20 protein-coding genes are annotated in these 21,047 nt (G+C 64.7%); 13 read left to right on the top strand and 7 right to left on the bottom strand.

The window, feature by feature from the left end; translation table 11 throughout:
* Positions 1-63 precede the first annotated feature (63 nt).
* From ACP15K_RS05270 to ACP15K_RS05235, 8 genes are all read left to right on the top strand, one after another.
* The gene (locus ACP15K_RS05270; protein WP_424990000.1) at positions 64-1,074 is read left to right on the top strand and encodes an IS30 family transposase; all 1,011 of its coding nucleotides are present in this window, start codon (positions 64-66) and stop codon (positions 1,072-1,074) included.
* Between the two features lie 187 nt (positions 1,075-1,261).
* Positions 1,262-2,359, top strand: coding sequence for a LacI family DNA-binding transcriptional regulator (locus ACP15K_RS05265; RefSeq protein ID WP_424989999.1), 1,098 nt, complete (start codon positions 1,262-1,264; stop codon positions 2,357-2,359).
* 22 nt (positions 2,360-2,381) lie between these two features.
* Positions 2,382-3,731: an ABC transporter substrate-binding protein gene (locus ACP15K_RS05260; RefSeq protein WP_193141382.1), complete on the top strand. Its 1,350-nt coding sequence runs from the start codon at positions 2,382-2,384 to the stop codon at positions 3,729-3,731.
* 71 nt (positions 3,732-3,802) lie between these two features.
* Entirely contained in the window at positions 3,803-5,047 is a 1,245-nt protein-coding gene (locus tag ACP15K_RS05255) for a carbohydrate ABC transporter permease (RefSeq protein ID WP_424989998.1), read from the top strand.
* On the top strand, positions 5,044-6,252 hold the full coding sequence (locus ACP15K_RS05250) for a carbohydrate ABC transporter permease (RefSeq protein WP_193141384.1): 1,209 nt from the start codon (positions 5,044-5,046) through the stop codon (positions 6,250-6,252). The genes ACP15K_RS05255 and ACP15K_RS05250 overlap by 4 nt, the downstream gene beginning before the upstream one ends.
* On the top strand, positions 6,249-7,484 hold the full coding sequence (locus ACP15K_RS05245) for an MGH1-like glycoside hydrolase domain-containing protein (RefSeq protein ID WP_424989997.1): 1,236 nt from the start codon (positions 6,249-6,251) through the stop codon (positions 7,482-7,484). Before ACP15K_RS05250 ends, ACP15K_RS05245 begins: the two co-directional genes overlap by 4 nt.
* Complete coding sequence (locus ACP15K_RS05240; protein ID WP_424989996.1) at positions 7,484-8,539, top strand: ABC transporter ATP-binding protein; 1,056 nt, start codon at positions 7,484-7,486, stop codon at positions 8,537-8,539. The genes ACP15K_RS05245 and ACP15K_RS05240 overlap by 1 nt, the downstream gene beginning before the upstream one ends.
* 301 nt (positions 8,540-8,840) lie before the next feature.
* Complete coding sequence (locus ACP15K_RS05235; RefSeq protein WP_193141387.1) at positions 8,841-10,070, top strand: PAS domain-containing protein; 1,230 nt, start codon at positions 8,841-8,843, stop codon at positions 10,068-10,070.
* Positions 10,071-10,079: 9 nt separating this feature from the next.
* Here ACP15K_RS05235 and ACP15K_RS05230 read toward each other — a convergent pair whose 3' ends face one another.
* The gene (locus ACP15K_RS05230; RefSeq protein ID WP_424989995.1) at positions 10,080-11,267 is read right to left on the bottom strand and encodes a GAK system CofD-like protein; all 1,188 of its coding nucleotides are present in this window, start codon (positions 11,265-11,267) and stop codon (positions 10,080-10,082) included.
* A 77-nt stretch (positions 11,268-11,344) separates the two neighbouring features.
* Here ACP15K_RS05230 and ACP15K_RS05225 point away from each other — a divergent pair, with 77 nt between their 5' ends.
* From ACP15K_RS05225 to ACP15K_RS05205, 5 genes are all read left to right on the top strand, one after another.
* The gene (locus ACP15K_RS05225; RefSeq protein WP_424989994.1) at positions 11,345-11,803 is read left to right on the top strand and encodes an NUDIX domain-containing protein; all 459 of its coding nucleotides are present in this window, start codon (positions 11,345-11,347) and stop codon (positions 11,801-11,803) included.
* Positions 11,796-13,433: a phosphotransferase gene (locus ACP15K_RS05220; RefSeq protein ID WP_424989993.1), complete on the top strand. Its 1,638-nt coding sequence runs from the start codon at positions 11,796-11,798 to the stop codon at positions 13,431-13,433. The genes ACP15K_RS05225 and ACP15K_RS05220 overlap by 8 nt, the downstream gene beginning before the upstream one ends.
* Positions 13,426-14,307 carry a GAK system ATP-grasp enzyme gene (locus ACP15K_RS05215; protein ID WP_424989992.1) on the top strand — a complete coding sequence of 294 codons (882 nt, stop codon included), beginning with the start codon at positions 13,426-13,428 and terminating at the stop codon, positions 14,305-14,307. The genes ACP15K_RS05220 and ACP15K_RS05215 overlap by 8 nt, the downstream gene beginning before the upstream one ends.
* Positions 14,304-15,395 (top strand): HprK-related kinase B, encoded by a 1,092-nt coding sequence (locus tag ACP15K_RS05210; RefSeq protein ID WP_424989991.1) that lies wholly within the window; start codon positions 14,304-14,306, stop codon positions 15,393-15,395. Before ACP15K_RS05215 ends, ACP15K_RS05210 begins: the two co-directional genes overlap by 4 nt.
* 79 nt (positions 15,396-15,474) lie before the next feature.
* Positions 15,475-15,744, top strand: a complete 270-nt coding sequence (locus ACP15K_RS05205; protein WP_193141392.1) for an amphi-Trp domain-containing protein — start codon at positions 15,475-15,477, stop codon at positions 15,742-15,744.
* Between the two features lie 52 nt (positions 15,745-15,796).
* On the opposite strand, the gene ACP15K_RS05200 is transcribed toward ACP15K_RS05205, so the two are convergent.
* The 6 genes from ACP15K_RS05200 to pedF all read right to left on the bottom strand — a co-directional run bounded on the left by ACP15K_RS05200 (position 15,797) and on the right by pedF (position 20,987).
* On the bottom strand, positions 15,797-16,861 hold the full coding sequence (locus ACP15K_RS05200) for a TRAP transporter substrate-binding protein (protein ID WP_424989990.1): 1,065 nt from the start codon (positions 16,859-16,861) through the stop codon (positions 15,797-15,799).
* Between the two features lie 26 nt (positions 16,862-16,887).
* Positions 16,888-18,441: a TRAP transporter large permease gene (locus ACP15K_RS05195; protein ID WP_193141394.1), complete on the bottom strand. Its 1,554-nt coding sequence runs from the start codon at positions 18,439-18,441 to the stop codon at positions 16,888-16,890.
* Complete coding sequence (locus ACP15K_RS05190; protein WP_319022456.1) at positions 18,431-18,847, bottom strand: TRAP transporter small permease subunit; 417 nt, start codon at positions 18,845-18,847, stop codon at positions 18,431-18,433. The genes ACP15K_RS05195 and ACP15K_RS05190 overlap by 11 nt, the downstream gene beginning before the upstream one ends.
* 160 nt (positions 18,848-19,007) lie before the next feature.
* On the bottom strand, positions 19,008-19,226 hold the full coding sequence (locus ACP15K_RS05185; RefSeq protein ID WP_193141395.1) for a hypothetical protein: 219 nt from the start codon (positions 19,224-19,226) through the stop codon (positions 19,008-19,010).
* A gap of 154 nt (positions 19,227-19,380) precedes the next feature.
* On the bottom strand, positions 19,381-20,295 hold the full coding sequence (locus tag ACP15K_RS05180; RefSeq protein ID WP_193141396.1) for a substrate-binding periplasmic protein: 915 nt from the start codon (positions 20,293-20,295) through the stop codon (positions 19,381-19,383).
* Positions 20,295-20,987, bottom strand: a complete 693-nt coding sequence (pedF, locus tag ACP15K_RS05175; protein ID WP_193141397.1) for a cytochrome c-550 PedF — start codon at positions 20,985-20,987, stop codon at positions 20,295-20,297. The genes ACP15K_RS05180 and pedF overlap by 1 nt, the downstream gene beginning before the upstream one ends.
* Positions 20,988-21,047: the final 60 nt, after the last annotated feature.

The following is a 21,047-nucleotide window of genomic DNA, read 5'->3' as shown; positions in this document are numbered from 1 at the left end:
GGTGGATTCACAAACGAAGTGCAAATTTTGTACGAATACAGAGAGTTGCATGGAGTATGAAGAATGGGAACCCACTATTGTCACCTGAAGCTGGACGAACGGCGCAAGCTCGCAAAGTGGCTGGAAGCCAAAATGCCGGTCTCAGAGATTGCGGATAGATTGTGCCGCGACCCCTCGACGATCTACCGGGACATTAAGCGGAACCGATATACTGACGAAGAAATACCGGAGCTGAACGGCTATCACGCTCTCGTCGCTCAAGACAAATACGAGCAGCGCCGTGCTGTCCATCGCAAGATGATCGCTCATCCTGAACTCAAGGCCGCCATCGAGGATCGGCTGAAGGCTGGCTGGTCGCCAGAGCAGATAGCCGGTCGCATGCGATTGGAACGTCATCCGATCCGCGTGAGCCACGAGACGATCTATCGCTTCGCCTATTCCAAGGACGGTCGCGAGGAGCAGTTTTATCGGCACCTTCCCGAACATCGCCGCCGCCGCAGGCCGCGTGGCTATCGCAAGCATAACCGGACCCACATCTTCGACGTTCAAAGCCTGTCCCACAGGCCTGAGCGCATCTCTGAGCGTGCCGAGTTCGGCCATTGGGAGTGCGACCTGATGATGTTCCGCAAGGAGCATGGAAAGGTGAACGTGACGTCTCTGGTCGAGCGCGTCAGTCGTTTCGCCGTTGTCATGCGCAATGAGGATCGCCAATCCAAACCGATCATGGAGGCGCTGATCCAGGGGCTAGCTCCCCTGCCCGCCGATGCACGCCAGTCGATCACCTTTGATCGCGGCACCGAGTTCTCCGCCTGGCGGCACCTGAAAGCCGGGATAGGTGCAGATGCATGGTTTTGTGACCCACAAGCTCCGTACCAGAAAGGCACAGTCGAGAACACGAACAACAGGCTGCGGAAGTATCTCCCCAGATCCACCGAACCGACGGCGCTGACAAATCGATACTTGAGGTCGATTTGCCACCGCGTCAATTCCACGCCGCGCAAGTGCCTCGGCTACCGAACGCCCGCTGAGGTGTTTCAAAGCGAGCTGATGGAGTTACAGAACCGGCTGGAGTAAAACGACATATCAGGAACTGCACTTCACCGTGAGCTCACAGCACAAGCCCGTGCCATATTCGCAGGCATCCGTACCGCCGTTGTGCGCCGACCCTTCCCTGATCCCAGGCGTATTTGCATTTTCTTGTTGCCGAAACCGGTTTCGGAGCGGATCGTGAAGCCCAGGAGGATGAAATTTGCAGCCCAACATGGAAAACCCAGTACGGCAGCCCACCGCACGGCGTGTCACGATTGCGGATGTGTCCGAGGCTCTGGGCCTGACCAAAAGCACGGTCAGTCGTGCCATGAACGGCTATCCCGACATTGCCGAAAGCACGCGCGCCCGGGTCATGCGCATGGCCGAGAAGATGGGCTATCGTCCGCTTTCCCACGCGCAGGCGATCCGGACCGGACGGGTGCGCTCCATCGGGTTCATCATCGAAACCGCCGAGCATGACGCGCACCGCCCGTTTCTGGCCGAGTTTCTGGCCGGGATATCCTCGGCCGCCAGTCTGGAGGGCTGGACCCTGACCGTCGCGGCCGCCTCCAGCCCCCTTAACACCTTGCAGATCATCGAAGGCCTGTGCGCCGATCGAAAGGCCGACGGCTTCATCCTGCCGCGCACGTTGCGCACCGACGACCGCATTGCCACCCTGCGCCGGTTGCAGGTGCCTTTTGTCATGTTCGGACGCACTGGCGATCCCACCGATTGCGCCTGGTACGACATTGCCGGCGAGGATGCGATGCAATCCGCCGTGCAGAAACTGGCCGCTTCAGGACATCGGCGCATTGCTTTCGTGAACGGTGGAAAACAATATAATTACACACACTTGCGACACGAAGGTTATGTTGCTGGCCTGCAAGCCGCCGGTCTGACTTTCGATGCGGCGCTGGTGCGTGAAAACTGCATGTCTCCCGAAGATGGCCGCCAGACCGCCCGCGCCCTGCTGGCGCTGGACCAGCCGCCCACGGGGTTCGTCTTTGCGATGGATCGCGCCGCGCTGGGGCTCTACGACGCCGCGCGGGACCTGGGTCTGCAAGTGGGACGGGACATTTCCGTCATCGCCTATGACGGCATCATCGAGGGGGCAACCATGACCCCACCCCTGTCCACCTTTTCGGTCAACATCCGCCGCGCCGGCGAACGTCTGGGCACGCTTCTGATCCGCCGCGTGCGGGGGTCCGCCCCCGAAACCCTGCGCCGGGTGGAACAGGCAACCTTTCTGGATCGCGGCTCGGCAGCAACGCCGGCCCGATCTTCCGAGCAACTTGCAAAACTGCTTCGCGACACTGCAGCGAAGCCCTGAACTTTCAATGGGAGTTAGAACAATGACGAAACCGACTCTGCGCTTGTGGTCCACTGCGGCCCTTGCCCTTGTGCTTGCCGCACCCGGTATCTCCGCCGAGGAGCTGCGCTTCTGGACCACCGAAGAGCAGCCAGACCGTCTGGCCAAACAGCAAGAGATGGCCGCCGCTTTCGAAGCCGCAACCGGCCATTCGGTGGAGGTCATCCCGGTCACCGAAAGCGACCTTGGCACCCGGGCCACGGCAGCCTTTGCCGCGGGCGATCTGCCGGACGTGATCTATCACACTCTGCAATATGCCCTGCCCTGGTACGAAGCCGGCATCCTTGATCCGGATGCCGCCACCGATGTGGTCGAGAATCTGGGCGCCGACACTTTCGCGCCGGGCGCCTTGGCGATGGCGGCCACTGAAGACGGCTATGCCTCGGTTCCGGTGGACGGCTGGACGCAGATGATCGTCTATCGCAAGGATCTGTTCGAAGCGGCCGGGCTTGAGCCGCCCTCCTCCTATGGCAACGTATTGGCCGCCCTGGAAGCCCTCCACAACCCGCCCGAGATGTATGGTTTCGTGGCCGCCACCAAGGTGGATGAAGCCTTCATGAGCCAGGTTCTGGAGCATGTGTTCCTTGCCAACGGCGTCAGCCCGGTAGACGAGAACGGCTTCGCGCCGCTGGACGAAGCCAGGACCACCGAGGTTCTGGACTTTTACAAGGCGATCGCCAAGGCTTCGCCTCCGGGCGAGTTGTACTGGGATCAGTCGCGCACGATCTATTTTGCCGGGGATGCCGCAATGATCATCTGGTCGCCCTTCATCCTTGATGAACTGGCCGGTCTGCGCGACAGCGCACCGCCCACCATCAACGATGATCCGACCTCGACCGACCTGGCCTCGAAGACCGGCATCGTGACCAACTTCGCCGGCCCGTCCAATCCCGACGGTGCTGCCTGGGGCGACGTTCGGTACTTCGGCATCACCAACGATGCGTCGACCGACGCGGCGATGGAGTTCGTCGAGTTCAACCTGAGCGACGCCTACACCCAGACCTTGTCGATCGCGCCCGAGGGCAAGTTCCCGGTCCGTCGCGGCGATGGCGAAAACCCCACCGCCTATATCGACGCCTGGGCCACCCTGCCCGTCGGCGTGGATCGCAAGGCACCGCTGGGCGAACTTTACGATCCGGCGATGATTGCCGAGATCGTGGGCGGTCTGGATGTGGCGCAACGCTGGGGCGTGGCTGAAGGGCAGCTGTCACTGGCTTCGAAGATGATCAACAGCCAGGTCATCAACCGCATCGTGCGGCAGTATATCGACGACGAACTTGATGCCGCGGCCGCGGTTGCCGCGCTGAACGAGGAGCTGGGCGCGATCCAGTAGGGACCGCTTGCTGCCAACGGGGGTGCCGTGACCCAACGGTGCCCCCACCCCGAACACATCGGACTGTCACCATGACCACTGCATTGCCGCCTACGGGCACCGGGCCGCTCGCCAAGCGCGAGGCCCGGCTGGCTTGGGGTTTGCTTTCTCCCACCATCACGGCGGTCGCCCTTGTGGTGATCCTGCCGCTGCTGGCGGTGTTCTGGATCAGCGTCAAGCCCGTGGGGCTGGCCGATCTGCGCGCCGCCGCCCCCGTGGTGCGCGCCGACCTGCGCGGCGACGCCGCTGCCGCGGGCGACGAAATCACCGTGCGCTTCCGCATCCGCAATACCAGCCAGGACAAGGAAATCCGCAAAGTCACCATGACCGACGGCTGGCCCGACGGCCTGACCCCGGTTGAACTGGATCCGCGCTGCGCCATCGACGGGGCCCAGTTGCGCTGCGACTTTGGAACCATGGAGGGCGGGTTTCGCGACCAGATCCTCATACCCGTGACCGTCGGCCAAGCCTTTCTGGACGCCGGCGGAGAGCTGGACGACATCGATCCGGTGTTGACCGGCAAGGCCGACAGCATCCTGACCAGCGGCGAATTCACCTTCGACAACTTCTCGCGCATCTTCGACGGGGACGAGTTCTGGGGCGTGCTGGGCGTCACACTGTTCTACACGGTCTTCGGCACCATCGGCGCGCTGGTCTTCGGCCTGTTCGCGGCGCTGTTGCTGAACAAGTCGTTCCGGGGTCAGGGCATCCTGCGCGGGCTGTATCTGTTTCCCTATGTGGCGCCGGTGATCGCCGTGGCCTTTGCCTGGATCCTGCTGTTTGACCCGTTCTCCGGCTCGGCCAACGCGCTGCTGATCCAGATGGGCGTGACCGAAGGGGCCATCAACTTTTTCGGCGAACGCCCGCTGGCCCTGATCATGGTCACTGTGTTCGAGATCTGGCGCTATTTCCCATTGTCCTTCCTGTTCATCCTCGCCCGGATGCAATCCATCGACGGCGACATGTACGAAGCGGCGGACATGGACGGTGCCTCGCCCTTCCAGAAGTTCTGGTATCTCTCGGTGCCGCAGCTTGTGGGCATCCTGTCGGTGCTGTTCCTGCTGCGCTTCATCTGGACCTTCAACAAGTTCGACGACATCTTCCTGCTGACCGGCGGCAACGCGGGCACCCGGACGCTGACCGTGAACGTCTATGAACAGGCCTTCGCGATCTCGAACATCGGCGCGGGCGCGGCGGTGGCGGTGGTGATCTTCTTCTGCCTGCTGATCTTCTCGTACGTCTTCTTCCGTTATGGCAATCCGGAGGAAGGGCTATGAGCTTCCTGCGCAACGGCCTTGTCACCAGCCCGCTTCTGGGCGCGCTGTGGACTTTCATCATTGCCACCACGGTGGCCGTGGCCATGTCCTTCATCACCGGGGCCGAGTTCCGCCCATCGCTGCTGCTCTCGCTGTTTTGGGGCGCGGGGCTGGGCGTGTTGTGCCTGCCGGGACCGCGGTGGAAACCGTTGGCCGGTCTGGCCGTCTTGACACTTCTGTCGCTGGTGGGTTTCGGCCCGCTGGTGATCGGACCCAAGGTATCCTTTCTGTCGGGGCTGATCGGTGCGGCAGCAATGGCCGGGTTCAGCACGCTGGGAATGCTGCGTATCCTGACGGAGTGCCCGCAAGGCACATTGAACCGGCATGAGTTCGAGGCGGCGGTGATCCGCTTCCTGACCGGCTTTGGCTACATCTTCTTCACCGCCATCGTCGTCATCCCCTTTTACGTGATGGTGATGACCAGCCTGAAGAACCAGTCCGAGCTGATCCAGAACCCGCTAGATTTCTCGCTGGACCTGTCCAAGGGCTTTGACCTGTTCCGCAGCTACACCGAGTTGTTCAGCCAGTTCAGTTTTGGTTCCTACCTGTGGACCTCGTTCTACATCTCGGTACTGACGGTTCTGATCACCCTGGCCTTCGCCATTCCCGGCGCCTATGCGGTGGCCCGGCTGCGGTTCAAGGGGCGGGCGGCGTTTTCACGCTCGATCCTATTGATCTACATGGTGCCGATGATCGTTCTGGCGCTGCCCATCTACATCGCCTTTTCCATGGCCGGGCTGCGCAACTCGATCACCGGGATCGTGATGATCTACCCGGTCACCACCATCCCCGTGGCATTGTACATGCTGCAGGGCTATTTCCGCGGCCTGCCCGCGGAGGTCGAGGAAGCCGGGCTGATGGACGGGCTGTCGCGTCTGGCGGTGATCTGGAAGATCACCCTGCCGCTGTCGCTGCCGGCCATGGCCTCGGTCTCGCTCTATGTCTTCATGATTGCGTGGAACGAATTCCTGCTGGCCTTCATGCTGCTGGATGATCCCACGAAATTCACCCTGACGCGCGGCATCGCCTCGCTCAACTCTTCGGAAATCCCTCGCCAGCACCTGATGGCCGGTTCGGTGATCGCCACCGTTCCGATCATGGCGCTGTTCCTGGGGCTTGAACGTTTCATGACCAAAGGTCTCACAGCAGGATCCGTCAAAGGATGACACACATCAACGAAACTGCCCGCCAAATCCTTCGCAAGAACGATCGCGGAGGCTACACCGTGCCCACAGACGGGCTGTATCCCTACCAGTGGAACTGGGACAGCGTCTTTGCCGCCTGGGGGTTCGCCACCTTCGACAACGACCGCGCCTGGACCGAGGTCGAGACCCTGTTTTCGGGCCAATGGGACGACGGGATGGTGCCGCACATCATCTTCCACCAGTCCGATCCGGGATACTTCCCCGGCCCCGATGTCTGGGGCACCAACAAGACGCCGCAGACGTCGGGCATCAGCCAGCCACCGGTGGCCGCGACGCTGGTCCGCAAGATCTACGAGATGGATCCGGAAACCGGGCGGACCCGCCTCGCCGCGCTCTATCCCAGGATGGTGGCCTGGCATCGCTGGTGGCACGAGGTGCGCTGCGCCCCCGGCCCGGCCTGCATCACCCATCCGTGGGAATCGGGCCGCGACAACTGCCCCGACTGGGACGTGGGCATGGCCAATGTGGATGGCTCCAACGTCGGCCCCTACCAGCGGCGCGACACCGGCCATGTGGATGCCTCCATGCGCCCGGGAAAGGAGGATTACGACCGCTACATCGCGATCCTGCAATTCGGAAAGGCCTGCGGCTGGAACCATGCCGAGATCATGGCAAACGGTCCCTTCCTGATGGCCGATCCCGGCATCACTTTCATCCTGCTGCGCGCCCATCGCGACCTGATCGCACTGGGGCAGGAGCTGGGCGAGGATGTGTCCGAGATCACCGGCTGGGCCGACGCGCTGGAAGCCGCCGTGCCCAGCATCTGGAACCCCGATCTTGGCGCCTATGACGCGCGCGACATCCGCACCGGCACCTGGGCCAACAATCTCAGCTCGGCCGCCTATCTGTTCCTCTATGCCGGGATCGAAAACCCCCAGATGGACGCGCAGATGCAACGCACCTGGGACGCGGTGACCTACGGCATCCCCTCGTCCGATCCCGAGGCCGCGCATTTCGACCCCCGCCGCTATTGGCGCGGGCCGATGTGGCCGGTGGTCAATTCGCTGATCGCCCTGGGCCTGAAGGACAGCGGCCGGGATGCCGACGAAGCCCGCCTGCGCCGCGAAACCGCCACCCTGATCGAGAAATCGGGGTTCTACGAATATTTCGATCCCGTCGACGGCACCCCCTGCGGCGGATCAAACTTCACCTGGACAGCCGCCATCTGGCTGACCTGGGCCGGGAGGGACTGATGGCATCCATCGAACTGAAAGCGGTCGAGAAATGGTTCGGCGAGGTTCAGGTCATCAAGGGCGTCGACCTGACCATCAACGAAGGTGAATTCGTCATTTTCGTCGGCCCCTCGGGCTGCGGGAAATCTACGCTTCTGCGCATGATCGCGGGGCTGGAAGAAACCTCGCGCGGGCAGATCATCATCGACGGGCGCGACGCCACTGCCGAACCGCCGTCGAAACGCGGACTGGCCATGGTGTTCCAGTCTTACGCGCTGTACCCGCATATGTCGGTGCGCGACAACGTGGGCTTTCCACTGAAATCCGCCGGTGTTCCCAAGGAGCAGATCGACGCCAAGGTCGCCGAGGCCGCGCGGGTGCTGAAGCTTGACCCCTATCTCGATCGCCGACCCAAGGATCTTTCGGGCGGACAGCGGCAGCGGGTGGCCATCGGGCGTTCCATCGTGCGCGACCCCACCGCATTCCTGTTCGACGAACCGCTGTCGAACCTCGATGCGTCCCTGCGGGTCGAGATGCGCTACGAGATCGCCAAGCTGCACCAGACCCTGAACGCCTCGATGATCTATGTGACCCATGATCAGGTCGAGGCGATGACACTGGCCGACCGCATCGTGGTGCTGGAGTTTGGCAAGATCGCGCAGGTCGGCACCCCGCGCGAGCTGTACGATCGTCCAGCCAACCTGTTCGTGGCGCAGTTCATCGGCAGTCCCAAGATGAACATCCTGCCTTGCTCCTCGAACGGCGGGCAGTACACCGTCGCCGGCGGGCGCGGCGGGCGCGGCGGGCCGGTTTCGGGCGCAGCCGTGCATCTGGGCATCCGCCCCGAACACATCGTTCTGGGCGCCGAAGGCACCGGTCAGGTCGATGGCGTGGTGGACGTTCTGGAATACCTCGGCGCTGACACTTTCCTGATCTTCGACTGCGGCGACGCCGGGCAGGTGACAGTGCGGATCAATGGCGACACCGACCTGAAGCCGGGTGACCGTCTGGGGCTGACCTTCGACCCGGACCGGCTGCATTTCTTCGGCGAGGACGGCTTGGCAATCCGGAGCTGAGCGGAAGCTGGCACGACATGGATGCCGCCCGAAGTTTGGGCGGCATCCGGCACTCTCAATACCTCATGTTGTTTATTACGTTATTTCATTTATTTGCACTGGTTTTCTCTCGCAATTTTGCATCCTTTGGTCTGACGATCCCCCGTCATATCCCGTTGCCTGACCCCAGCCCGACCCGCCGCCTCGCCTTCCGCCCTTGCAGGTCTCGCGCCGGGCGGGCAAGAACCTAGGCAAGGATCGCACGCCACGCGATGCCACGGGAAGGGAGCGGGACATGTCGCCCACAGGCCGGCGCCCATATATGACAACACGCGCCTCCGGCTTTCGGGACGTTGGCGATCGCTGGGCCGTCTGGCTGGCATCAGGCCTTTGGGCGATCTGGGCCTGGGCCACTGCATCGGGCGGTTGGGCCGCATCCACAACGGCGGACTTCCCCCTTGCCGGCCTTCCACACCCCGTTGCGGCGGCGGCGGTACTGGCCGTGGTCTTGTTTTCTGCAGGCCGCAAGTTTCTGGCACTGGTCCTGCCGCTGATGCCCCTGGCAACGCTGGTGCATCTGAACGGCGGCCTTCTGGCCACCGTCCTGACCCGATCCGACCTTGTGCTGCTGGTCCTGAACCTGATCCTCGGCACCTGCATCGGCATGGCGGCCCTGCGGCTGTCGCGCCTGCGGATATTGCCTGATCCGCACCCGGTGTTGATTGGGGCAGCAGCCGCCGGTTTGGCGGCGCTTGGGCCCGGGCTTTGGGGCATCCTGTGGTTGCTGTCACAGGCCGAGCCCTCGATGCGCCCCGATCCCTTGACCTTGCCACTGGCGCTACAAAAATCGGTTCTGGCTGCCCTTGTCACTACGGCCGCGTTTGTTCTGATGGCCAGCGCGCATCGCTGGCTGCTGCGCCTGTCGGACCTGTTCGGCCTGCTCCTGCTGGGGGTTGCGGCAACCCTTCTGACCCTTCCCGGCACAGCCCCCGGATTGACCCCGATCTTGCTGGCGCTGCTGCCTGTCCTGTTCCTGCCGCTGCCGGTGGCCACCTTGGGCCTGATGCTGGTGGCCGGCGCGGTGGTGCTCTGGCCGTCGATCCTGACCGTCCTGCCGACGCCGGTGCCCATGGCCGGCCAGATGATGCCCCTGGTCGTGTTGATGGCGATCTGGGTCCTGGTCAGCCGTCTGGCGGGTTTGCGGATGCAGGACGGTCTGGCCCGATCAGGGGCCGAATTCCGTCAACTTCTGCGCGTCACAGACAGCGGGCGCCTGACCATCGACCCGGACAAGGGCGTCGTCCACGCCGATCCCGCCGCTGCGCGACTGTTGGGTCTGCCGCAAGAATTTCCCCTGCAAACCCTGCTGGCCCGCCTGCCCGGCACGCCCAATATCGAGGAATTTCTGGACGGCATTGCCCTGCCACCGACCCCGACCGAACGCACCTGCCTGCACGGCGCGGGCGAGACGGCACTGGCCGGGTTCTGGCACACCCCCCGGGGCCGGATCGAGGGCGTGGTCAGCGCCCTGCCCGCCAAGCCCAGTTCCTGAGCCAACATCTCAGACCAGCGACACCAGCGCATCGCAGAACCGCGCCGGGTCATAGCGCGCGATCCCCTCGGCCCCGCACAGGTCCAGGCCGACGCAGGGCAGACCGTGGTCGTCGTGGATCCGCCGGACATCCGCGTCACGCAGCCCCCGCTTGTCGCACACAACCGCCGTCAGCAATCGATCCGCCGGACAGTCCTGCCCGGCATCGGCACGCAGCGCCGCCAGCAGGGCCCTTACCTGATCGGGCAAATCCATCCCCAGGCATTCGGGATCGGCGCCGAGGCTGGGGAAATAGACCTTGGGCACCGCCCGCTGCGCCACGCTGCGGCCCACGCCGCGCGGCAGAAGGTTGGCGATGACGCTGGTGAACAGGCTGCCCGGCGGATAGCAGATCAGGTCCGCACGCTCGATCAGCCTGCGGTTGCGTTTGGGCAGTTTCACCGCGTTGCGCTCCAGCCGCGCGCCATCGCGGGTCAGGAACAACTCGCGGATCGGCGCAGCGATGGGCGGCACTTCCTTGCCGGTGATCTCCCGCTGGCCCACCACCGTCTGGCCATCCGCCAGTACCGCGCCAAGGCCAAGATTGCTGTCGATGATCGACCGCACGGTGCCCTGCACCGCCACCATCTTGGACATGATGAACAACACCGGCTCCAACGCCCGGTCGTGGGTCAGATAGCCGCCCGCCAGGATCAGGTTGCCGACGCTGGCCCCGGCGAAATCGAACCCCTGCGGGCAATGCGCCGCGAAGGCCCGCAGGTGCGACAGGATCAGGCTGCGCATGGGCTGGGACACCGCATCCATCAGCGGATGGGTGGTGTCCAGAAGGGCCGCGAACTCGCGCTCCAGCTTTGCCCGGCTGGCCCCGACGGGAAAGCGATGGGTAAACAGGGCGAAGATATCGGGCTGGCCCAGATCGCTTTCATCGGCCAGCGCCATCAGACGGCTGCGCAGATCGCCTACCGCGGGCATGTCGAAGGCCGTGCGCAGCACTTGCGAACTGCCGCCGCTGTCGAACGGGGTCATCAGGTGGATCGAATTGTGGGTATAGGCCTTCAGGCGGCGTGAAATGCCGTTCAGGGCGCTGCCGCCGCTGAAAAACAGCAGTCGCGGCCCAAGCCCCGGCAGACTGCGCGCGCGGGCCACCCGCAATTCGTCGGGGATTTCGGCAATGCGCGAGATATGCAATTGTGACACGGTGGGTCTCCCGGAAAATCGCGACACGGCCAGAGAATTGACATGCATCTGTTCTGTCATGGCTATATCACCCGCCCATGTCCGGCTTGAACCGCTTTCTCGACCAGATCCGTCCCACCGTGCGCGCCGTCATCCGGCGCGACGGGCGTCTGCTGGTGCAGGTCAAGCAAAAGTCCGGAAAACCGCCCTATCTGACCCTGCCCGGCGGGCGGCAGGATCCGGGCGAGACCATGGAAGCCGCTGTCGCGCGCGAGTGCCTTGAAGAAATCGGCGCCGAAGTCGCGGTCGGCCCGCTTCTGCATGTGGCCGATGTGTTCAAACCCAAACACGGCAAGCTGCGCCACCAGATCGAGGTTCTGTTCGCCTGCGAGGTGGCTGCGAACTATATCCCGCGCCTTGGGCCGCAGCCCGACAAGTCCCAGATCGCCACCATCTGGGTATCGCCGGACGATCCGGTGCGCGCCTTTCATCCGAATTACGGCACGGCCCTCAGCGACAGCGCGGCGCCGCTCTATCTGGGGCGGCTGGATGGCTAGGCTGCCGCATGCGATGGACGAGAACCTGCATTTCCTCTGCGCCGAGGTAGAGGGGCAACTGACCAGCCTGCAGGAATATTTCGCCCGACCCGACACCGCGACGGCGCGGAAGGTGCTGCTTCGGGCGGGCTATTCCCACAACCTGCAAACCCGGATTCAGCGCGCCAGCCAGCAAGCCTTGTCCCGCAGCAAACCGGGGGCCGCGCGGCAGCTCGTGCTGCGCAACACGGCACTTGTGGCACGCAACCTTGACCTGATCAGCCGCATGGCGCGCCGCAGCCTGTTGCATGCCGAGGAGGTCCGGCACACCCCGTTGCTGCGCCCCGAGGCCTATCCCAAACCCATCAAGCGCGTGCGTCAGGCGGTGACCGGGATCCATGCGGCCATCGATGCGCGTGACAGCGGTGGTGCGGTGAAAATCGGGCAGGTGAAAGGCGATCTGGACGCGCTTTATAAGCATCTCTTCGCGACCTACACGCAGGACATGCGCAAGTCCAAGCACACCGAAGATCTGTCGAACGCCCTTCTGGCCGCCAATGAAATCAGACGGATGGGCGACGCGCTGCAAGGGATCAGCGAGGCGCTGCTGTCGGTCTCCATCGGTCAGCCAGTGCAGTTCGAACGCTATTTCGCCCTGAAAGGCATCCTGTCGGATCAGACCGTGGACGAGGCCGATCTGACCCTGAAACCGCTTGCCGAGACCCGCTCGGGCAGTGGCATTTCGGGGCTGCATGGCAAGACAGCCGCAGGCGACGAGATCAACGCGGTGTTCAAGGATGGCGAGATCGCCAAGGTGAAAGAGGAACGTCAGGGCGCGAAGAAATGGGACTCGGTCTATCCCGGTCTCGCGCCCAAGATCCTGTCCTACGAAAAGCGCGGCCAATCGGCGGCGCTGTTGATCGAATACCTGCCGGGCCATACCTTTCAGCATGTGCTTCTGAACGAAAGCGACGCGCTGCTGGCCGAGGCCCGAACTGCCCTGACCCGCACCCTGCGCGATGTCTGGCGGCGTACCCGCACCGAGGAACCGGCCGACATGGCTTCGATGCGGCAGTTGGCGCAGCGGATGCCCGATGTCTACCGGGTGCATCCCGAGTTCCGGCGCGGCGAGACGCGCCTGGGCAAACTGTCCCTGCCCGCGTTCGACACGCTGGTCGAACTGGCCGGGGGTCGGGAAACCGCGCTGCCCGCGCCCTTCTCGGTGCACATCCATGGCGACTTCAACCTCGACAACGTGATCTATGACCCGGCGGATCGAAAGATCCATTTCATCGACCTGCACCGATCGCGCTTCATGGACTACGTGCAGGATGTGTCGGTGTTCATGGTGTCGAACTATCGCCTGCAGATCCAGGACGCGCAGTTGCGCAACCGGGTGGCGGATGTGGCGGGCGATGTGCACGCCATGGCCACGAAATTCGCCCGCGCGCAGGGCGACAAGACTTTCGAATACCGGCTGGCGCTGGGGCTGGCGCGCTCCTTTGCGACCTCGACCCGTTTCGTCTTTGACAAGGCGCACGCCCGGCGGATGTTCCTGCGCGCGCGCTATCTGCTGGAGCTGGCGCTGGCCTGTCCGGACGGCAAGGAAGCGCGGCTGCGGCTACCCATCAAGGACCTGTTTTGTGACTGATCTGCGTATCGGCGTAATCGGCATTCCCGGCAAATGGTCGACCGAGGCGCTGGCCGATGCGGTCGCGGCGCGCACCGGGTTCCGGCTGGTGATCGACATGGCCCAGGTGGTGCTGGACCTGAGTACGGGCCGATTGCTGCACGGCGATCTGGACCTGTGCGAGTTGGACGGGCTGATCGTCAAGAAGATCGCCGAGGTTTACAGCCCCCACGCGCTGGACCGGCTGGAGATGTTGCGGCTGGCCGAGGCGCGCGGCGTGCGGGTCTTTTCGCGCCCCGAGGCGATCCTGCGTCTGATCGACCGGCTGGCCTGCACCATGTCCCTGACCCTCGCCGGCACACCGATGCCCGACACTGTGGTGACCGAGGACCCAGGCAAGGCACGGGAAGCGGTCCGGGTCTTTGGCACCGCCGTCTTCAAACCGCTCTACAGCACCAAGGCGCGCGGCATGTGCCTGATCCCGGACGGGCCTGACGCCGCTGCCGAAATCGCCACCTTCGCCGCCGACAACCCGGTCATGTATATCCAGAAGAAGCTGAACCTGTCGGGGCAGGATCTGGGCATGGTGTTTTTGGGCGGCGACCACCTGTGCACCTATGCGCGGGTGTCCGGTGGCGGCACCTGGAACACCACCATCCACAGCGGCGGAAAATACGCGCCCTTTACCCCCGACCCGGCCCTGATCGCGTTGGGCCGCGAGGCACAGGCCCCCTTCGGCCTGGCCTTCACCACCGTCGACATCGCCCTGACCGACGACGGCCCCATCGTGTTCGAGGTGTCAGCCTTCGGCGGGTTTCGCGGCGTGCGGGATGGCTGCGGGATGGATGCCGCTGCCCTGCTGACTGACCATGTTCTGGCAAGGATCACCGCATGACGCCCTCTACCACCGCCGAGGTTCTGGCCCGGCTTGACCGCACACCGCTGGACGACGTGCCACCGCTTTGGATCACGGTCGGCCCGTGGCGCCTGCGCCTGCTCTGCCAACCGGCCCTGCGCGCGGAACTGGCCGAGTACTTCACGGAAACCCTGACCGGAGACGGCCCGGTTGCGGCGACCATCGAGGTTCTGGAAGGCCAGACCCTGGACCCGGCCCCGACCTGGCGCGACTGGCGGCGCGACGCTGGCAAGATCGGGCGCAAGGATGCCACCTGGGACCTGTCCGATGGCCGGCTGATCCACAAACGCCGCACTGGCATGACCTTCCTGCAATCGCCCAAGGCGCTGGTCGCCTTCGGCCCTTGCCGCGCCAACCCGCAGCAGATCATCAATTTCGTCAACACCCAGATCCTGAACCACGGCCAGCGCGCGGGCTGGCAGATGTGCCATGCGGCGGCGGTGACCAACGGCCCCTGCGGTCTGGCCATTGCCGGGCTGTCGGGGGGCGGGAAATCAACCTCGATCCTGCGGATGCTGGACATTCCCGGCACCGCCTTTGTCACCAACGATCGTCTGCTGGTGCGCGCGGCGGACCGGGGCACCAGCGCCCTTGGCATTCCCAAGCAGCCGCGCATCAACCCCGGCACGATCCTGCACAACCCGCGCCTGCATCCGCTGCTGTCCACGGCCCGGCGGGCAGAGCTTGCCGCGTTGCCGCCGGCAGACCTCTGGACGCTGGAGGAAAAGCACGACCTGATCGTGCCCCGGATCTATGGGCCGGGGAGGGAGCGCCATGACTGCGCGCTGACCGATTTCTGGGTGCTGAACTGGCAGCACGACAGCTCCGCGCCCACCACGGTGCGCGACGTTTCCTTGCCCGACCGCCCCGATCTTCTGGCCGCGATCATGAAGGCCCCCGGTCCGTTCTATCAGGATGCGCAGGGCCGCTTTCGCGCGGACTCCGACCCGCTGGACCCGGCGGCCTATCTGGCCGCGCTGGACGGGGTGCGGGTGTGCGAGATCGCGGGCCGGGTCGATTTCGACAGGCTTTTCCGGGCAGGCGCGGATCTGCTGACGCCTGTTTGAAGGGGGATTGGCGCAAGTCGCGCCGTGGTCTATCCCCCACCCAACCGCGCATAAGCACGCAACAGGAGCAGGCAGCCCCATGGCCGCGACCGACGGAAAGTTTCGCCACGAATCCCTGCAGGATCGCAAATCGATCAAGGCGCTGCTGGAGGCCATCACCAAGGGCATCGGCAAGGGTGAACTGACGCTGAGCGAGGGCGATGACAGCCTGACCCTGCCGCTGGACCAGTTGATGACCCTGCGGGTCAAGGCCGACCGCTCGGACGGGACCTGTCGCGTCGATCTGCGTATTTCCTGGAGCGAGCGTCAGGCCGATCTGGCCGAACGCCCGGCCCCCACGGTCAAGTGACCCACGAAAAAGGCCGCCCCGAAAGGCGGCCTTGAAACGCGGATTTCCCGGCTCAGGCGCGTTGCGAGAACACCGCACCCTTCACCATGGTGCCATAGGGGCGCGCGAGGGCGAGGTAGGCGTTGTAGCTCTCCTGCACTTCGGCGAACACCGGGTTCTCGGTCGCGAGGTCTTGCATGACCTCGGCCACGGCGGTTTTCAGGGCGGCGATGACATCCACGGGGAAAGCGTCGAACTGTACGCCCTGTTCCTTCAATTGCTTGTAGGCCACGGCGTTGAAATATTCGAACTGTGCCGTGGTCTCGACCGAGGCCGCTTCGGCCGCATTGGCGATCACCGCCTGAAGATGGGCCGGCAGGCTGTCATAGGCTTCCTTGTTCACCACAACCTCCAGCGCCGCCGAAGGCTCATGGAACGCCGGCATGTAGCAATAGTTGGCCACCTTCTGCAGGCCGAAGGCCTGATCCAGCAGCGGGCCAACCCATTCGGCAGCGTCGATCGCACCGGACTGGAAGGCCGGGAAAATCTCGGGCGGCGGCAGCAGAATCGCGTTGACCCCCAGCTTGCGCATGGCCTCGCCGCCCAGACCGGCGATGCGCATGTTCAGCCCCGCCAGATCGTTGACGGTGGTGATCGGGTTCTTGAACCAGCCCGCCGCCTGCGCGCCCGAGTTGCCCGAGTAGAACGGCACCAGCCCGCGTTCGGCGTAGATCCGGTTCCACAGATCCTGCCCGCCGCCATAGCGCAGCCAGGCCGTGGTTTCGACGGCGGTCATGCCGAAGGGCACCGCCGAGAAGAAATGCAGCGCCGAGTTCTTCGAAGCCGCGTAATAGGGTGTCGAATGGCCGATCTCGGCGGTGCCCTGCTCGACCGCGTCCTCGACGCCGAAGGGCGGCACCAACTCGCCGCTGGAGAAGACCTTGAGGGTCAGCTGGCCATCCGACATGGCCGCCACACGCTCGGCAAAGGTGGTGGCATTGGTGCCCACCCCCGGGGCGCGGGCCGGAAAGGATGTCGGCATTTTCCAGGTGATCTTGCCCTGGGCAATCGCCGGCGCGGCCAGCGCGGTGGCGGGCAGCGCAAGCGCGCCGGATTTCAGAAGGTCACGCCGTTTCATCACGGTCTCCCTGTGGTTGGACTTGGTCAGAATAGTACTCCGGGCAGCCATGTCGCCAAGCCCGGAAACAGCGCCAACAGCCCGATTGCGGCAATCTGGATCGCCACGAAGGGCACGATCGCGCGATAGATCGAAGCGGTGCGGATTTGCGGGGGTGCGACCGAGCGATAGTAGAACAGCGCAAAGCCAAAGGGCGGTGTCAGGAAACTGGTTTGCAGGTTCATCGCCACCAGCACCGCGAACCACACCGGGCTGATGTCCTGTTGCAGCAGGATCGGCCCGACGATGGGAATGACGATGAAGATGATCTCGACGAATTCCAGCAGGAAGCCCAGCAGAAAGATCACCAGCATGGTCAGCGCCAGCATCCCCCAGGTGCCGCCGGGCAGACCGTGCAGCAGGTCGGCCACCATCTCGTCTCCGCCAAAGCCGCGAAACACCAGCGACAGGATCGACGCCGCGATGATGATGCCGAAGATCATGCCCGAGACGATCAGCGTCTCGACAATGGCCGGGCCAAGGATCCCGGCGCGCAGCAGCACCGTGCAGGCATAGAGCAAGCCCAGCCCCAGAAGGGCCACCAGCCCCGCCAGCAGCAGGGTTTGCGGCCCCATCACCAGCGCGCCTGCGGCGAAATCGGCCCGGATCCCCGCGCCCGAGGCCAGCAGCAGCAGGCAGGTCAGCCCGGCCAGCATTCCGGCCAGCCACGCATGGCGGCGTCCGGTCTGGGCCAGCGCGATCAGCAGGGTTCCGGCCACGCCCACGCCTGCGGCCTCGGTCGGCGTGGCGACCCCCATCAGGATCGACCCCAGAACCGCCACGATCAGCGCCAGCGTCGGCAGCGTCCCAAGAAGCAGTTCGGACAAGGCCATCGGTTCGGGGGCGGGCGCCTTGGGCGCAGGCGTGGCCCCGCCGCGCAAGCGGACCACCGCATAAAGTGCATAGAGCCCCACCAGCAGCAGCCCCGGCAGCAGCGCGCCTGCGAACAGGTCGCCCACCGTCACCGGATCTGGGGCGAAATTCCCGGCGATCTGTTGAGCCTCGATATAGGCATTGGACACCTGATCCCCCAGCAGGATCAGCACGATCGACGGCGGAATGATCTGGCCCAGTGTGCCGCAGGCGCAGATCAGCCCGCTGGAAGTACGCTCGTCAATCCCGGCGCGCAGCATGCTGGGCAGGGTGATGGTGCCCAGCATCACGATGGTCGCCCCGATGATCCCGGTCGAGGCCGCGATCAGGGCCGAGACAAGGATCACCGACAGCGCCAGCCCGGTCCGCGATCCGCCCACGGCGCGGGTGATGTTGTTGAGCATCCGCTCGGCCTGCTTTGAGCGGTCCAGCATCACCCCCACCAGCACGAACAGCGGCACCGCCAGCAGCAGGCGGTTTTCCATGATGCCGAAGATCCGTTGCGGCACCGCCTGGAAGTAGACCGGCTCGAACGCGCCGAACAGGGCGGCGATCAGCGCGATCAGGGTCGGCACTCCCGCGATCACGAACAGCACCGGCAGCCCGGTCAGCAACCCGGCCAGCAGCGATCCGGCCAGAAACAGCACCCACAGGGTTTCAGCTTCCATGACCTGCCCTCTGCCGTCGCAGCAGCGGCACCAGATCGGCCAGCGCAACCAGGATGACCAGCAGGCACAACACCACCACCGTAGACTTGACCAGGAACAATCCCGCCAGCCCCCCGGTCTCGCGCGAGCCTTCGTGGATCGCCCAGGACGCCGTGACCAGCGGCCACGCGTTGACCAGCAGCAGGGCGAACACCGGCAGGGTCAACAGCAGATGCCCGGCGCGATCCACGCCCGCCTGCCAGCGCGGCGGCATCCGTTCGCGCAGCACATCGACGCGCACATGACGGCCCGCGCGCATCGCCAGCGGAATGGTCAGCACCACGAGGCAGGCGAAGGCATAGCTGACCGCGTCCTGAAGCTCCAGAAACCCAACGCCCAGCACATAGCGCAGCAAAACGATTGTCACTTGTCCGGCAAACATCACGGCGAAAAGCCCGATGCAAAGGGCCAACAGGCCTCGGTTCAAGACATCGACCAACTGGTTCACAACACGGCCCCTTTCTTGGGCGAGCCATGCCCGAAATCCGACGCCGACGCAAACCGCTTTGCACCGGGCCAGCGCCCCTTCACCCTTGAAACCGCAGCCGTGCCGCGACTTGCCGGGCCAGATTGCCCTGTACCTCGATCATCATGATGGCGCGGATCAGGCCGTCGGCACTGGTGTCGGCCAGATCGACGGGAAACCACTGGATCACGCCACGGCGCATCAGCCGGTCCAGATGGGTTTGCGGCCCGACGATCCCGCCGAACAAGCGCGGCTGCAGGGTCCGGGCATGTCGGTGCACGACTTGCGCGCGCTGGACGAACGCGGAGTCAGCGCGCCGTTGCTGGCCTTCCTCGACCGGGTCGAACAGGCATGCAACAAACTAGTTTTTTCCGGACCGGTCGTGTTCCACAGCCACATCTTTTCCGCGATCCTCTGGCGCCGCGGCCGGGCCCCTAGCGCTCGGGCCTCAGATGCGTCAGGCCCTGGTCGGCATAGATTTCGGCGATGCGCCCCGATTGCAGCCCCTCCAGAACGGCGTCATCCACCATGTAGGACAGCGGGCGATAGCGGAAATGCACCCCCACGCCCAGTGTCCAATCGCCCACCGCAAGCCCCGGCAAGGGCGGCTGGTGCAGGGCGGTGGCATCGGTCAACCCGTGCTCCAACTGGCCGCGCGGGCCCATCACCGCCATGACCTCGCCCGCCGTCAAGGCCGCCATGGCCTCGGCCACGCTGGCAAAGCGGCTGATGTTTCCGCCCATCTGTCCACCGGCAAAACTGGTCAGGTAGAAATCGGCAATCGAGTCGTTCTCCACCCCCACGGTGTCGAAGCGGAAATAGGCCGGGGTCGGAAGATCGTCCGGGTCTGGATAGGCGGCGGTGGCATAGGCGATGGCCAGCGCCTCGCCCGCGTATTGGCCGGTGAACACCACCTGCTCCACCCGGCACTTGAAGGCGCTGTCATAGGGGATGCGCATCATGACGTTGGACACCGCCCCACCGACGATCGGACCTTTCCAGATGTTGTTGCGCAGGTCGGCCTCAAGGTTCTCGCCCGCCGCCACGAAATGAAACCGCGGCGCGACACCGATGTAGTCGGCGATCAGGCGCGCGATTTCCACGTCGACCCCGCGCGCGGTGCTGCCGTCCTGCCAGGAATAGGGCGGATAGTCCTCGTACAGCGCGAAGGTCATGAAGCCCCGCTCAAGGATCTGGTCCAGATCCTGCCCGACGATATCGCGCGAGGCATTCTGCGGCTTGGCCTGCGGCACCCAGTCGGCACAGGGATCGGCGGCCCATCCGGGGGCCGCCGACAGGACCAGCGCCAGCAGGGCGCCGCCCAGGGGGATCGTGAAGCCCCGTCGCATCAATGCGCGGCGGACAGGCCGACGGTCAGGATCTCGGCCGCCTGATCCAGGTTGCCACCATCCAGGTTCAGCACCAGTGCCGCGCGCAGGGCCACGCTGTCGGCCACCGGTGCGCCGGACAAGGTTTCGATCTCGTTGGCGATCTCCATCAGCCGGTCGGCGGTGGCCGCGGGATCGACCTCCGCCGTCCCGCTGGCGGCGGTGGCCAGGCGATCGCGGATTTCCTTCAGCTCGTCGGACCGCTCGGCCACGGCTTCGTCATCGGGGCGGGTCTCGATGAAGGTACGGATCGCCCAGGCGGCTTTCTGGCCCAGCAGTTCGCCGAAGGCCGGCATCTTGGTGGTGCCGTTCTGGGTGTAGCCGAACTGGAAACGTTCCACGTACCATTCGTCGCCGTATTCCTCGGCCTCAAGGAAGCGCAGGTCCGGGGCGAGCCCGCCCGAGATCACTTCCAATCCATGGCAACGGGCGCAGTTCTGGTTGTAGCCAGAAGCGCCGATCTTGACAGCTTCGCTCCAGACATCCTCGCCCACTTCTTCGACGCGGTAGGGATTTTCGGTCAGCCATTCCTCGCCCACATCGGGCAGGACATCGGTGTTCACCGGTTGCGGGGCGACATCGCCATGGGCAAGCGCCAGGCTTGGGGCCATGGCCAGGGTCAGGGCGGTAAGCGCGGGACGGATCAGGGTCATGTCGGGTCCTCCTCAGGGCAATCCATGCCATCGAGAGCCGTTTTACGCAGTCCGCGCCGG

Source organism: Fluviibacterium sp. S390 (assembly GCF_049800695.1).
Taxonomy (GTDB): Bacteria; Pseudomonadota; Alphaproteobacteria; order Rhodobacterales; family Rhodobacteraceae; genus Meridianimarinicoccus.
The sequence above is the reverse complement of the archived record's forward strand: the minus strand, read 5'-3'. Positions and strand labels throughout refer to the sequence as shown.

What these genes read in the sequence shown, in the direction of transcription:
- ACP15K_RS05270 (WP_424990000.1), top strand. Translation starts at nt 64, where the DNA reads ATGGGAACCCACTATTGTCACCTGAAGCTGGACGAACGGCGCAAGCTC.
- ACP15K_RS05265 (WP_424989999.1), top strand. Translation starts at nt 1,262, where the DNA reads ATGGAAAACCCAGTACGGCAGCCCACCGCACGGCGTGTCACGATTGCG.
- ACP15K_RS05260 (WP_193141382.1), top strand. Translation starts at nt 2,382, where the DNA reads ATGACGAAACCGACTCTGCGCTTGTGGTCCACTGCGGCCCTTGCCCTT.
- ACP15K_RS05255 (WP_424989998.1), top strand. Translation starts at nt 3,803, where the DNA reads ATGACCACTGCATTGCCGCCTACGGGCACCGGGCCGCTCGCCAAGCGC.
- ACP15K_RS05250 (WP_193141384.1), top strand. Translation starts at nt 5,044, where the DNA reads ATGAGCTTCCTGCGCAACGGCCTTGTCACCAGCCCGCTTCTGGGCGCG.
- ACP15K_RS05245 (WP_424989997.1), top strand. Translation starts at nt 6,249, where the DNA reads ATGACACACATCAACGAAACTGCCCGCCAAATCCTTCGCAAGAACGAT.
- ACP15K_RS05240 (WP_424989996.1), top strand. Translation starts at nt 7,484, where the DNA reads ATGGCATCCATCGAACTGAAAGCGGTCGAGAAATGGTTCGGCGAGGTT.
- ACP15K_RS05235 (WP_193141387.1), top strand. Translation starts at nt 8,841, where the DNA reads ATGACAACACGCGCCTCCGGCTTTCGGGACGTTGGCGATCGCTGGGCC.
- ACP15K_RS05225 (WP_424989994.1), top strand. Translation starts at nt 11,345, where the DNA reads ATGTCCGGCTTGAACCGCTTTCTCGACCAGATCCGTCCCACCGTGCGC.
- ACP15K_RS05220 (WP_424989993.1), top strand. Translation starts at nt 11,796, where the DNA reads ATGGCTAGGCTGCCGCATGCGATGGACGAGAACCTGCATTTCCTCTGC.
- ACP15K_RS05210 (WP_424989991.1), top strand. Translation starts at nt 14,304, where the DNA reads ATGACGCCCTCTACCACCGCCGAGGTTCTGGCCCGGCTTGACCGCACA.
- ACP15K_RS05205 (WP_193141392.1), top strand. Translation starts at nt 15,475, where the DNA reads ATGGCCGCGACCGACGGAAAGTTTCGCCACGAATCCCTGCAGGATCGC.
- ACP15K_RS05200 (WP_424989990.1), bottom strand. Translation starts at nt 16,861, where the DNA reads ATGAAACGGCGTGACCTTCTGAAATCCGGCGCGCTTGCGCTGCCCGCC.
- ACP15K_RS05195 (WP_193141394.1), bottom strand. Translation starts at nt 18,441, where the DNA reads ATGGAAGCTGAAACCCTGTGGGTGCTGTTTCTGGCCGGATCGCTGCTG.
- ACP15K_RS05180 (WP_193141396.1), bottom strand. Translation starts at nt 20,295, where the DNA reads ATGCGACGGGGCTTCACGATCCCCCTGGGCGGCGCCCTGCTGGCGCTG.
- pedF (WP_193141397.1), bottom strand. Translation starts at nt 20,987, where the DNA reads ATGACCCTGATCCGTCCCGCGCTTACCGCCCTGACCCTGGCCATGGCC.